Annotated in this window: 9 protein-coding genes; 5 read left to right on the forward strand and 4 right to left on the reverse strand. The window is 44.6% G+C overall.

What is annotated here, in order from left to right; translation table 11 throughout:
- Positions 1-202: 202 nt before the first annotated feature.
- Positions 203-1,033 (reverse strand): PadR family transcriptional regulator, encoded by an 831-nt coding sequence (locus ACY3ZI_RS01415; protein ID WP_487375866.1) that lies wholly within the window; start codon positions 1,031-1,033, stop codon positions 203-205.
- Positions 1,034-1,459: 426 nt separating this feature from the next.
- Here ACY3ZI_RS01415 and typA point away from each other — a divergent pair, with 426 nt between their 5' ends.
- From typA to fabY, 4 genes are all read left to right on the forward strand, one after another.
- Positions 1,460-3,283, forward strand: a complete 1,824-nt coding sequence (typA, locus tag ACY3ZI_RS01420; protein ID WP_036948555.1) for a ribosome-dependent GTPase TypA — start codon at positions 1,460-1,462, stop codon at positions 3,281-3,283.
- A gap of 250 nt (positions 3,284-3,533) precedes the next feature.
- On the forward strand, positions 3,534-4,148 hold the full coding sequence (yihX, locus tag ACY3ZI_RS01425; protein ID WP_036948558.1) for a glucose-1-phosphatase: 615 nt from the start codon (positions 3,534-3,536) through the stop codon (positions 4,146-4,148).
- Between the two features lie 55 nt (positions 4,149-4,203).
- The gene (gene dtd / locus ACY3ZI_RS01430; RefSeq protein WP_132496913.1) at positions 4,204-4,641 is read left to right on the forward strand and encodes a D-aminoacyl-tRNA deacylase; all 438 of its coding nucleotides are present in this window, start codon (positions 4,204-4,206) and stop codon (positions 4,639-4,641) included.
- Positions 4,642-4,667: 26 nt separating this feature from the next.
- Positions 4,668-5,591, forward strand: coding sequence for a fatty acid biosynthesis protein FabY (gene fabY / locus ACY3ZI_RS01435; RefSeq protein ID WP_036948563.1), 924 nt, complete (start codon positions 4,668-4,670; stop codon positions 5,589-5,591).
- A 96-nt stretch (positions 5,592-5,687) separates the two neighbouring features.
- Here the strand turns inward: fabY and ACY3ZI_RS01440 are convergent, their stop codons facing one another.
- Positions 5,688-7,481, reverse strand: a complete 1,794-nt coding sequence (locus ACY3ZI_RS01440; protein WP_487375867.1) for an AsmA family protein — start codon at positions 7,479-7,481, stop codon at positions 5,688-5,690.
- 125 nt (positions 7,482-7,606) lie between these two features.
- On the reverse strand, positions 7,607-8,995 hold the full coding sequence (locus tag ACY3ZI_RS01445) for a uracil-xanthine permease family protein (protein ID WP_108478725.1): 1,389 nt from the start codon (positions 8,993-8,995) through the stop codon (positions 7,607-7,609).
- Between the two features lie 233 nt (positions 8,996-9,228).
- Here ACY3ZI_RS01445 and gltS point away from each other — a divergent pair, with 233 nt between their 5' ends.
- Entirely contained in the window at positions 9,229-10,443 is a 1,215-nt protein-coding gene (gene gltS, locus ACY3ZI_RS01450) for a sodium/glutamate symporter (protein ID WP_036948572.1), read from the forward strand.
- A 133-nt stretch (positions 10,444-10,576) separates the two neighbouring features.
- On the opposite strand, the gene recG is transcribed toward gltS, so the two are convergent.
- Positions 10,577-12,658 (reverse strand): ATP-dependent DNA helicase RecG, encoded by a 2,082-nt coding sequence (gene recG, locus ACY3ZI_RS01455; protein ID WP_487375868.1) that lies wholly within the window; start codon positions 12,656-12,658, stop codon positions 10,577-10,579.
- Between the last annotated feature and the right edge of the window lies 1 nt (position 12,659).

Below are 12,659 nucleotides of genomic sequence, written 5' to 3' on the forward strand. Positions count from 1 at the left end.
CTTTTAAAATCATCGTAAATGGGGATGATGACAAGAAGATGGCAATGATTAGGCTAAAAAACAGTCTATCACTGCGCTGTATTGGTGCAAGGAAAAGATTTGTCGCACCAATATGGTGCAATTAATGGAAAGCGGAAACAAAAACGGCGTAGTGCCATTGATTGGCGCCACACCGTTGGTATTTTTAGAGATATAAAAAGGTTTATTCGTCATTACTGTCAGTTAATAACGTGTTTACTTCTTCAATTTGTTTGACGGCATCATTGATGATCGCTGCAATTTGATGAGTTTGTTCTTCATTTAATTGCTTGAGCACCATTTTATGGCGGAGCAAGGCTTTAAAACGGCTCACTGCCATTTCGATATCTTCTGATAAGTTGCTGCCTTGCTGTAGTTCACGGGCTTTGGCTAATTTACGGCTGATAACGGCTTCAGTTTCTTTATTCTGCGCGAGGTGTTCAGTGCCTTCAGGCGTAATAGAGAAACTTTTGCGGTTGCGCTCGACAATTTGCGATTCCAAAAAGCCTTGTTCTTCTAATAGCGTTAAGGTTGGGTAAATGACGCCCGGGCTTGGGACATATAAGCCATTGGATGCTTCTTGGATGTCTTTAATGATTTCATAGCCATAGCTTGGTTTTTTTGCCACTAAAGAGAGCACCATAATGTGCAAATCGCCGTGGTCGAATAGGCGGCGTAAGCCTTTGCCGCGCCCACGACCGTGACGACCTTCGCCGTGGCAGCCTTCATCACGTCCGCGACCATGACGACCCTCGCCGTGACAGCCTTCACCGTGTCCACGACCGTGACGACCCTCGCCGTGACAGCCTTCACCGTGTCCACGACCGTGACGACCCTCGCCGTGACAGCCTTCACCGTGTCCACGACCGTGACGACCTTCGCCGTGACAACATTCCCCGTGGTCATGACCATGGCGATGTTCTTGGTGCTCGCTATTGTGGCAGCAGCCACCGTGTCCTCGTTGATGTTCGTCATGATGTGAGGCATAAACATGACGGCATTGATGTATTCTCATAGGAACCTCTGTTATTATTTCGATATATCTAAATTGCGTTGATGAGTTCACTTTATTCCGATATATCTAAATTGTCAAATTAGATATATCTAAATAATAAAAAATACATTGAAATGAGTGATAGACGAAGAAAGTTTATTTTTTATTCTTTTTTTCGGCTGCTAATATTTCCTTTTTAGCGTATTATCCTGCCACTTTGTGATTTCCTAGTGCTGATAATTGCTATTTTTTTGAGCATCTTTGCACGACGACGCAACTGAATGTTTTTTAGCTAAAAACTTTTTTAATAGTGATGGCTTTCACATTTATTCCACTTGTGTGGAAAAACGTGTAAAATAACAGCAAATTAACGTAGAAAGTATGCTTTGGGCATTACAACAACTCATAAAGCATATTCCTTTCCTGTCAATTAAACGGTAAAAATCCTTGTCAATTCAAAACTTAAGAAACATCGCCATCATCGCTCACGTTGACCATGGCAAGACAACACTGGTTGGTAAATTACTGCAACAGTCCGGCACTTTCGGTGAACGTGAAACTGTTGATGAGCGTGTTATGGACTCCAATGACTTGGAGAAAGAGCGTGGTATTACAATCCTTGCTAAAAACACCGCTATCCAATGGAATGGTTATCACATCAATATCGTAGACACCCCAGGTCACGCCGACTTTGGTGGTGAAGTTGAACGTGTTATGTCCATGGTTGACTGCGTTCTGCTGGTTGTTGATGCGATGGACGGCCCAATGCCACAAACTCGCTTCGTAACGCAAAAAGCGTTCGACCACGGTTTACGTCCAATTGTTGTTATCAACAAAGTTGACCGCCCAGGCGCGCGTCCTGATTGGGTTGTTGACCAAGTATTCGACTTATTCGTGAACTTAGGTGCTACGGATGAGCAATTAGATTTCCCTATCGTTTATGCATCTGCATTAAACGGTATCGCTGGTCTTGACCATACTGATATGGCTGAAGACATGACTCCACTGTACGAAGCTATCGTGGAACACGTTGAGCCACCAGCAGTTGATCTGGAAGGTCCATTCCAGATGCAAGTTTCTCAGTTAGATTACAACAGCTACTTAGGTGTTATCGGTATCGGTCGCATCAAGCGTGGTACTGTTAAACCTAACCAACAAGTGACTGTTATCGATAGCGAAGGTAAGACTCGCAACGGTAAAATCGGTAAAGTTCTGACTCACTTAGGTTTAGAGCGTATTGATTCACAACAAGCTGAAGCTGGCGACATTGTTGCACTGACTGGTTTAGGTGAGCTGAATATTTCTGACACTATCTGCCAAGTGGGTAACGTTGAAGCATTGCCTGCACTGGCGGTTGATGAGCCTACAGTTAGCATGTTCTACTGTGTTAACACCTCACCATTCTGTGGTAAAGAAGGTAAGTTCGTTACTTCACGTCAAATCCTTGATCGTCTGAATAAAGAACTGGTTCACAACGTTGCACTGCGTGTTGAAGAAACTCAAGATCCAGATGCATTCCGCGTTTCTGGTCGTGGTGAGCTGCACTTATCTGTTCTGATCGAAAACATGCGTCGTGAAGGCTTCGAATTAGCCGTTTCTCGTCCAAAAGTTATCGTTCGTGAAATCGATGGTCGTAAACAAGAGCCATTCGAACAAGTGACTTTGGATGTTGAAGAACAAAACCAAGGCGACGTGATGAAAGCGTTAGGTGAGCGTAAAGGTGACCTGCGTGACATGATGCCAGATGGTAAAGGTCGTGTACGTTTAGACTATATCATTCCTAGCCGTGGCCTGATTGGCTTCCGTACTGAGTTCATGACTATGACTTCAGGTACTGGCTTACTGTACTCCACATTCAGCCACTACGACGATGTTCGCCCAGGCGAAATCGGCGGCCGTCAAAACGGTGTTCTGATCTCTAACGGTCAAGGTAAAGCAGTTGCATACGCACTTTACAGCCTGCAAGATCGCGGTAAGTTATTCTTAGGTCACGGTGCTGAAGTGTATGAAGGCCAAATCATCGGTATTCACTCACGTTCTAACGACCTGACTGTTAACTGCTTAACCGGTAAAAAACTGACTAACATGCGTGCATCAGGTACTGATGAAGCGACAACTCTGTCACCACCTATCAAAATGACTCTGGAACAAGCTCTTGAGTTTATCGATGATGATGAACTAGTTGAAGTAACTCCACTGTCAATTCGTCTGCGTAAGCGTCACTTGACAGAGAACGATCGCCGTCGTGCTGGCCGTTCTAAAGAAGATTAATCGTTAGTCTTTGAATTAAAATAGAAGGTGCCAAATATGGCACCTTTTTTTATGCCCGAAAATTGAACGATAGACAAATTTAGTTATATCAGCGGATAAAATTTGTTTATCCAGACACAAACACAGTTCCTCTAGCCAATTTGCTTAATCGATAAATTGAAAAAATAACCTTAATAATCCTCAATTAGGGCTGTTCAGTTGCCTCAATAATGATTAAAGTAAATTTAATGAATAACTAAGAGGACAATTTATGCTGTATATCTTCGATATGGGTAATGTGATTATTGATATCGACTTCAATCGTGTGTTTGATAAGTGGTCTGAACTAAGTGGTACCCCAAGTTCAGAAATCAAAAAGCGATTCACTTTTGGCAATATCTTCCAACTCCACGAGTGTGGCAAAATTTCAGATATCGAATTTGCTGAACTGCTCTGTGAAGAATTGGGTATCACCCTAAGCTTTGAAGATTTTGCAGAAGGCTGGCACTCAATTTTCATCTCACTAAGACCAGAAGTCATTGATATTATGGAGCGTCTGCGTGAGCAAGGTCATCGCGTTGTCGTGTTATCTAACACTAATCGCCTGCATCTTGATTATTGGCCAGAACACTACCCTGAAATTGCAGCGTCCTCTGACTTCCTGTATCTATCCCAAGATTTAGGAATGCGTAAGCCAGACCCAGAAATTTTCAAATATGTTCTGGAATCTGAAGAATTTGAAGCAGCTGATGCGGTATTCTTTGATGATGTAGAAGAAAACGTAAAAGCGGCTGAAGCACTTGGTATCAAAGGTGTTCATGTCTTGAATAAAGACACCGTTCCTGAATATTTTCGTACTTACGACTTTAGCGCCGAAGTCGAATAATCCAGTTCTTAATAAGGAGTAACGGCGACGTTACTCCTTTTTTTATCGAGTACCCATGATTGCATTAATCCAAAGAGTCACTCACGCGAGTGTGGTTGTTGATGAAAAAACAGTAGGGCAAATTGGCCCTGGTCTTTTAGTTCTGCTCGGTGTTGAAAAAGACGATGATGAGCAGAAAGCAAAACGCCTTTGTGAGAAAGTCCTTGGCTATCGTATTTTTAGCGATGAACAAGGCAAAATGAACCTTAACGTTCAACAAGCTGGCGGAAGCTTATTAGTGGTTTCGCAGTTTACGTTAGCCGCAGATACCAAGAAAGGGATGCGCCCAAGTTTCTCCGGCGGTGCGGAACCGGCGAAAGCGGATCAGCTGTATCAATATTTTGTTGAACAAAGCCGTGCACAAGGCATCGTGACAGAAACCGGTGAATTTGCGGCGGACATGCAGGTTAGCCTGACCAATGATGGCCCCGTGACTTTTTGGCTACAAGTGTAGAAAAATCGCTTAAGGGAGGGGGAGAGATGTACCACCTACGGACACCAAAAGATGAACTTGAATTCGCTGCATACTACCAATTTCGCTGGTCAATGCTGCGAGAACCGTTCAAACAACCCCTTGGCTCTGAAAAAGACGGTTATGATTTAACCGCTCACCATCAAATGGTGGTTGATGAAAAAAATCGTATTTTGGCCATTGGGCGCCTATATATTAATGCCGATAATGAAGGCGCTATTCGCTTTCTCGCGGTTAATCCTGTCATGCAAGGCAAGGGTTTAGGCAAACTGATTATTATGGCGCTTGAAACCATTGCAAGGCGCGAAGGTGTTAAACGCATCGTTTCCAGTGTTCGAGAAGAAGCCGTGCCATTCTTCGCCAAAATGGGTTTTGAACGTCGTGGTGAAGTCACTGGGGAGCTAAAAACCCCTGTTCGACACTATTTGATGATCAAACCGATTGAAACCCTTGACCAAATTCTCCATCGTCCGGATTGGTGCGGTGAGCTTCAACAAGCTTGGCACAAGCATATTCCATTAAGTGAAAAAATGGGTGTACGTATTGAACAGTACACAGGAAAGCGCTTTGTGACGACAATGCCAGAAGCTGGCAACCAAAATCCTCATAATACTATTTTTGCTGGAAGTCAGTTTTCTCTCGCCACGTTAACTGGCTGGGGAATGATTTGGCTACTGCTGCAAGAGCATCAATTAGGCGGAGAAATCGTTCTGGTAGATGCCAATATTCGCTACGCAAAACCCGTTAGTGGACGCCCAACCGCAGTGGCAGATCTCTCACATCTTAGTGGGGATTTAGATCGCCTCGCCCGAGGAAGTAAAGCGCGGGTAAAACTGGAAGTGCATGTGAGCAATGCAGAAAACCAAGTGGGTGCGGTATTTAGCGGCATATACATGGTGCTGCCAGAAACGAAAAAAGAGAAAAGCGAATAATGTTTTTAGGTGGCTGACTGTTTTTGGTGAAGAATCGAAAAAGCAGGCCATCTGAAGGGATGAGCCTGCTTTTTTATTGCTTACTAACTCACTGCTTTATTGAGTAACCATATCAGGAACATGCCTATCAACAGGGTAGGTATTTTCTGCTGGTACAGTGTGTGATTCTAGCTTGGGTTGGGATTCTGCTGATGGCTCTACGGGGGCGATGCCAGACGCCACATGGCCATCAACCACAGTACGCAGTTGAGCGCTTCCTTGAAGTGGCTTAGCGGTTAATTTTCCGTTGAGGCTTGATACTAGAGGTGATGCGAGTAAATCCCCTTGTAATGAAGCCTCGAAATCTCCCCACATTTGTGGTGAAAAGCCTGACCAACCCCATTGGTTTAAATCACTTAAATCAATGTTGGTGCCTGATGCACGTAATTCAAAAGGTACTTTATTTGGCTCTTGCTGTGCCAGTAAACCAATTTTTGCGATACCACGGTCAACGCTGCCACTGAGGCTTGCGGCGGCACGCCCATTACTTCCTGCAATTTCTAAAAGTGGACGACGGATCATCACCTGGTTGATGGTACCTGTATCGGCATTGAAAGTAGCCTGCCCCTTCCAGATTCCCCACTGTTTCTGTTTGATCAGGTCAACATAGCGAATGTTGCCGCTTAACGCGGTAAATTCGAAAGGAAATTTAGGTTGAATATTCATCAGCAAAGATTGCGTGACGGTAAAATTATCAATGGCGAATGTGGATAACCACGCTGGTGCGGGTTGAGCAAAGAACGACAGCCAATTATCTGGCAAGGTATACAGAACCCCAGCGAGCGTACCTTCAGTGATGGTCAGTGATTTATCGTTACGTTGCCAAACCGCACTGAGGTTAAAAATACCTTTGTTGTAGTAGCCGGAGAGCTTATCAACATTGAGGTTATCACCGTCAATGTTCAGCTCACCGATGAGCGTATCAATTTGCTGGTCTTGGATAACCAATTGATCGACATTGAAATTAATATGGCTTTTCGGGCTGCTCCAACTCCCTCTCACCAAGGCAATTTGATCGACTTCGCTGCTCAGACCCGACAGTGCCCAATCGCGCCCTTGAATATCTACATTGGTTAGTTGTAATTGGTTGATTTGCAATGTTCGGTCACTGTTTATTGCATCAAACAGCGCATCAAAGGTTAAGTCATTCTGCCAGCCCACTTTATTCATCGACAGGTTATCAATGGTGATAGAACCGTCAGCAAACCATTTTCCTTTGCCCGTGATCGCCCCATTATTGAGGTAGCCGCTGATTTGGCTAAAATCTGTTACCTTTTCTTGTAATTTCCCCGTGACCGCGACATTTCTAAAAGGGAGAGAATTCAAGGTTAATTGATTGGTAGTAAAGCGAAAATCACCATAACCAAATGGATTTTCAGTTGTTGGTTTCCATGGGGTTATACCCCCTGTAAATCCTGCGACTTGAACGGTGTTTTTGTCTTGAGTTAATTGAATCTGGCTATTTTCAAATTGTAGGACTTTTGCAGAAAGCGGTAGCGGCGATGTGTTCTCGGTAAAGTTTGCAGATAAGTCTCCTTGAGTGATGGTTAAGCGTTGAATAGCTTCGCCACTGAAAATATGCCGCCAATTGACATCCACCACAATTTGCCGAGCATCTAATTCTAGCTGCTTGTTGCTTGATTCAATCTTAATGTCTTGGAAAATAAATTTACCTGGATCGGAGAACTGATGTCCCATAATGCCGACGTTAATGTCGTAAGGCGTAAATTTACTCAGAAGTTGGCTGGCGTAACCTGCTCCCCATCGGGTTTGTAAGGCAATATAACAGGCAAGAAATACAATCAAAAGAAGCAGAAAAATATAGCCGAAAAACCTCAGTAACCCTTTCACGTTTGTCTGCTCCCTTATTAATCAGATAAAAATATAAATTGCCGATATGTTTAATATATCGGCAACTCAAGGATAGCATACAGAAGAACCGCCGGCGTATTCAACTCTTGCGGCGGTGTAGGGAATTATTTTTCGTGAGGGAAAATCAGGTTCAGCACGATTGCAGTTAAACCACCTGCCGCAATACCGGATGAGAACAGGGTTTTCAGCCAGTCAGGCGCAAATTGCAGGATCAGTGGTTGTTGAGAAACCCCCATTCCTACGGCTAGAGACAATGCAATGATCATAATTGCGCGGCGATTGAGTGGCTCGCGAGAAACGATACGCACACCGGACGCAGCAATTGTGCCGAACATCACAATGGTAGCACCACCTAGAACAGGTTCAGGAATTTGTTGCACAAAACCTGCCACTGCTGGGAACAGACCCAGTAGCACTAGCATCAACGCCACTAAGTAGCCCACATAGCGGCTAGCAACACCTGTTAATTGGATAACGCCATTATTCTGACCAAAGCAGGAGTTAGGAAAGGTATTAAACACCGCTGACACCATAGAATTTAGTCCATTGGCTAATACGCCGCCTTTAATACGTTTCATATAGAGAGGTCCGCGTACTGGCTGCTCGGAGACATCTGACGTTGCTGTGATATCACCAATGGTTTCTAGCGACGTCACCATAAAAATTAGAATTAGTGGAATGAGTAAATTCCAGTCAAAAGAGAGACCATAATAAAAAGGTTCAGGGATCGTAATCAGAGATTGATTGGCATCACTGGCTTGCGTAGTTGGCAGCATATTCATCCACCAAGCAGCAAGGTAGCCTACTGCCATTGCAATCACTAATGATGCAACGCGTAAGTACGGGTTCTTCTGGCGAGTTAACAGGATAATGACGGCTAACACAATGCCTGCAAGAATGAGGTTATCAGGGGAACCGAATGTGTTATCGCTCAGTGCACTGTAACCCCCACCAATTGAGGTTAAACCGACTTGAATCAGTGATAAACCAATGATCATGACCACAACACCAGAAACCAGCGGCGTGATAACTCGGCGAGCTAAATGTAAGAAACGCGATAAGATAACTTCGGTCAGTGCTGCGACCATTAATGTGCCGAATAATGCCGCCATCATGGAAGGGATATCGGCTCCGCCTTGCTTGAGTGCAACTCCCCCCATAATCAACGGTGCAACAAAGTTGAAACTGGTGCCTTGAATGGAAAGTAATCCTGAGCCGACAGGACCCCACGCGCGGATCTGAATCAGAGAGGCGATTCCTGAAGCAAACAATGACATGCTGATGATTCGCTGGGTGTCATGAGCGGGTAGCCCAAGTGCTTGGCAGATAAGCATTGCGGGGGTAATCACCGCGACAAACATCGCTAATAGATGCTGTCCAGCAGCAAACAGCGCCTGAGGTAAAGGAGGCCTATCTTCAAGGCGATAGATCAGTTCGCTTTGGTTTTGTACTGTTTTTTCAACATTTTGTTCTTCAGATGCCGTTGCGTTCATTATTCCAATTCCACTAGCAAAAAGCGCATTTTAAAGAGAATAATACAAAAAGCAATCGGTTGCGCAAAAAAATTAAGGTGGATATTAAACTAAGAGCGTCACATTTTTATATGTTTTAACTTGTATTTATCGCGATTTTTTTTTCTAATCCATGCACCTGCTTTTGGCGTTTTAAGGAAAAAAATAACGTCTAATTAGTTTTAAATAATATTAACAACAGACGAGGTACATAAATGTATCATCTCGATGTCTACGGCACTCTGGTCGCTGCTACACTCGTGCTATTACTCGGACGTAAACTGGTAAAGTCAGTTTCATTTCTTGAAAAATACACTATCCCTGAACCCGTTGCAGGGGGATTATTAGTCGCTTTTACCCTGTTAGTGGTTAAGCAAGTATTTGATTGGAGCCTCTCCTTCGACTTATCACTGCAAGAACCGATGATGCTCGCATTCTTTGCGACCATTGGTTTGAATGCTAACTTAGCGAGCTTAAAAGCTGGCGGTAAAGCATTGTTAATCTTCATTTTTGTCGTTGTCGGTTTATTGCTAGTTCAAAACACAGTCGGTATCGCACTTGCGAAATTATTAGGTTTAGACCCTCTTATGGGGCTATTAGCCGGCTCAATCACTTTATCCGGTGGACATGGTACAGGCGCCGCTTGGGGTAAAATCTTTACTGAAGATTATGGCTTCAAGAGTGCAACTGAAGTTGCAATGGCTTGTGCAACTTTTGGTTTAGTACTTGGAGGGCTTATTGGTGGCCCTGTTGCACGTTTCTTAATTCGCAATATCCCAACACCTGGTACCGCGGATGAGGACAAAGATGTTCCTACCGCATTTGAAAAGCCACAATCCAACCGCATGATCAACTCGATGGTATTGATTGAAACTATTGCGTTGATCGCTATCTGTTTGCTAGCAGGAAGCTGGATTGCAGGGCTACTATCAGGCACCGCATTTGCACTGCCTAAATTTGTTTGCGTATTGTTCGTCGGTGTTATCTTAAGTAACAGCCTGTCTTTACTTGGTTTTTATCGAGTATTTGACCGCGCGGTTTCTGTCATGGGTAACGTCAGCCTATCCTTATTCTTAGCCATGGCATTAATGAGCTTAAAACTGTGGGAACTGGCGTCTTTAGCAATCCCAATGTTAGTCATTCTCGGCGTTCAAGCTTGCGTTATGGCAGGATATGCGATTTTTGTTACCTTCCGTGTGATGGGCAAAAACTATGATGCTGCCATTTTAGCCGCGGGTCACTGTGGTTTCGGTTTAGGGGCAACACCAACCGCTATCGCTAACATGCAAGCGGTAACCGATAAATTTGGTCCATCTCACCTCGCATTCTTAGTCGTGCCGATGGTGGGGGCATTCTTTATCGATATTGTGAATGCGTTAGTGATTAAGTTCTACTTATGGTTACCAGTTTTCCCAACGATTGGTGGCTAGTACAGAACAAGTATTGAAGTAAATACAAACATATATAACTAAATGTATAAATAAAGCAGGTATTGCCGTGGACATGGATGTGTTCACGGCAATTTTCATTTTAGGGTAGGGAAAAGGTTAGGGCAGGAAAAGTTTAAGCGTGGCTATATTGTTCGCGCTCAGGGAGCCAGCGTTCAATAATCTTTTGGGCATGCTCAGGGTAGTATTGTTGGATGTGTCGTGCCAACCGTTGCACTTCTGGCAACATATATTGATCACGTAATAAATCGGCAACTTTAAAATCTGCATTCCCTGTCTGCCTTGTGCCTAGCAGCTCTCCGGGACCTCGAATTTCTAAGTCTTTTTGGGCAATCACAAAGCCATCATTACTGTCTCGTAAAACTTGTAAGCGCTGCTTGGCGGTATGAGTGAGCGGCGTTTTATAAAGTAGCACACAGTGAGACGCGACAGAGCCACGACCAACCCGTCCCCGTAGTTGGTGCAATTGTGCTAATCCAAGCCGCTCAGGGTTATCAATAATCATTAGGCTTGCGTTCGGAACATCCACCCCGACTTCGATAACGGTGGTAGCAACAAGTAACTGGATTTCGTTATTCTTAAATGCCGCCATGATGCTCTGTTTTTCAGCGGGTTTCATGCGACCATGCACCAACCCCACCTTGAGTTCAGGTAGTGCCAGAGCCAGCTCTTCGCTGGTAACTTGGGCGGCTTGCGCTTCAAGCACCTCTGAGTCATCAATCAATGTACACACCCAATAAGCTTGCCGTCCTTCCTCTAAACAGGCTTGGCGAACGCGCTCGACAATATCACTGCGTCGGGTATCAGGGATAGCCACTGTAGTTACAGGGGTTCTTCCTGGTGGGAGCTCATCAATGACAGAAGTATCGAGGTCTGCATAAGCAGTCATCGCCAGCGTGCGTGGGATTGGCGTAGCGGTCATGATTAACTGATGTGGATGGAACCCTTGTTGCTCACCTTTTTCACGCAGAGCGAGCCGCTGGTGAACGCCAAAGCGGTGTTGTTCATCAATGATGACTAACCCTAAAGAGTGAAAGCTCACTTGCTCTTGGAAGATGGCATGGGTACCGACTACCATCGAGACTTCACCACTCGCAATGGCATCTTGTTGCTGCTGGCGGGCTTTACCTTTTTGTTTACCTGCTAACCAGCCTACTTTGATACCTAGAGGTTCAAACCATTGCTTAAAGGTATTTGCGTGCTGCTCTGCAAGAATTTCAGTCGGTGCCATTAAGGCAACTTGTTTACCATTTTCAATGGCACACAGTGCGGCTAATGCAGCCACAAGTGTTTTACCGGAACCGACATCACCTTGGATCAAACGCATCATTGGGGCATTTTTTCGTAAATCAGTTTCGATTTCTGCTACGACGCGTTTTTGCGCGTTAGTGGGTGAGAACGGCAAATTTGCCAGTAAAGGCGTTTTAAACTTTCCAGATGAAACTAATGGTTCAGCATAGAGCCGTTCATTGCCAGCCCGAATGGCAAGCATACTTAAATGGTGAGCCAGTAACTCTTCGAGGATCAAACGCTTTTGGGCTGGGTGATGCCCTTTTTCCAACTCTTCTAACGAAATATCCGGTGGTGGAGTGTGTAACAGTCGGATGGCGTCGGGAAGGCTAATTAGGCTACGACTGAACTCTTCAGGCAGTAATTCTTGAATATTGCCACTTTCTAACATGGTGAGCGCTTGCTCCATCACTTTACGCAGTGTGGCTTGGCGGACACCTTCGGTTGTCGGATAAACCGGAGTTAGGTTCTCTTGAAGGGCGATATTATCCGTTTCTTGAGAGACTTTATATTCAGGGTGAATAATTTCAGGTCCTGTATTACCACGACGCACTTCTCCGTAGGCAGTCACTTGGCGACCTTCGGCTAAACTGTTTTTCATTGCAGCAGAGAAGTTGAAAAAACGCAGCGTTAGGTTGCCTGTACCATCGCTGATCAGGCAGGTCATCATTCTTTTACGTCCAAAAACGACTTTGGTTTGTAGAACGTGACCAGTGATAGTGGCTGTTGTGCCGGGCATCAAGTCTTTAATCTGATAAAGACGCGTATGATCTTCATAACGCAGTGGAAAATGCAGAAGCAAGTCCTGAACTGTGTTCAACCCGATTTTACTCATTTTTTCTGACTGGCTGGCACCAATGCCATGAAGTGAAGTCAGTGAAATGGTATTAAGCAGACCACGGTTCATG

The organism is Providencia sp. LY12 (assembly GCF_057621555.1).

Bases quoted from the DNA above. Each gene is read 5' to 3' on its own strand.
- ACY3ZI_RS01415 (WP_487375866.1), bottom strand. From the start codon at position 1,033: ATGAGAATACATCAATGCCGTCATGTTTATGCCTCACATCATGACGAA.
- yihX (WP_036948558.1), top strand. From the start codon at position 3,534: ATGCTGTATATCTTCGATATGGGTAATGTGATTATTGATATCGACTTC.
- dtd (WP_132496913.1), top strand. From the start codon at position 4,204: ATGATTGCATTAATCCAAAGAGTCACTCACGCGAGTGTGGTTGTTGAT.
- fabY (WP_036948563.1), top strand. From the start codon at position 4,668: ATGTACCACCTACGGACACCAAAAGATGAACTTGAATTCGCTGCATAC.
- ACY3ZI_RS01445 (WP_108478725.1), bottom strand. From the start codon at position 8,995: ATGAACGCAACGGCATCTGAAGAACAAAATGTTGAAAAAACAGTACAA.
- gltS (WP_036948572.1), top strand. From the start codon at position 9,229: ATGTATCATCTCGATGTCTACGGCACTCTGGTCGCTGCTACACTCGTG.
- recG (WP_487375868.1), bottom strand. From the start codon at position 12,658: ATGAACCGTGGTCTGCTTAATACCATTTCACTGACTTCACTTCATGGC.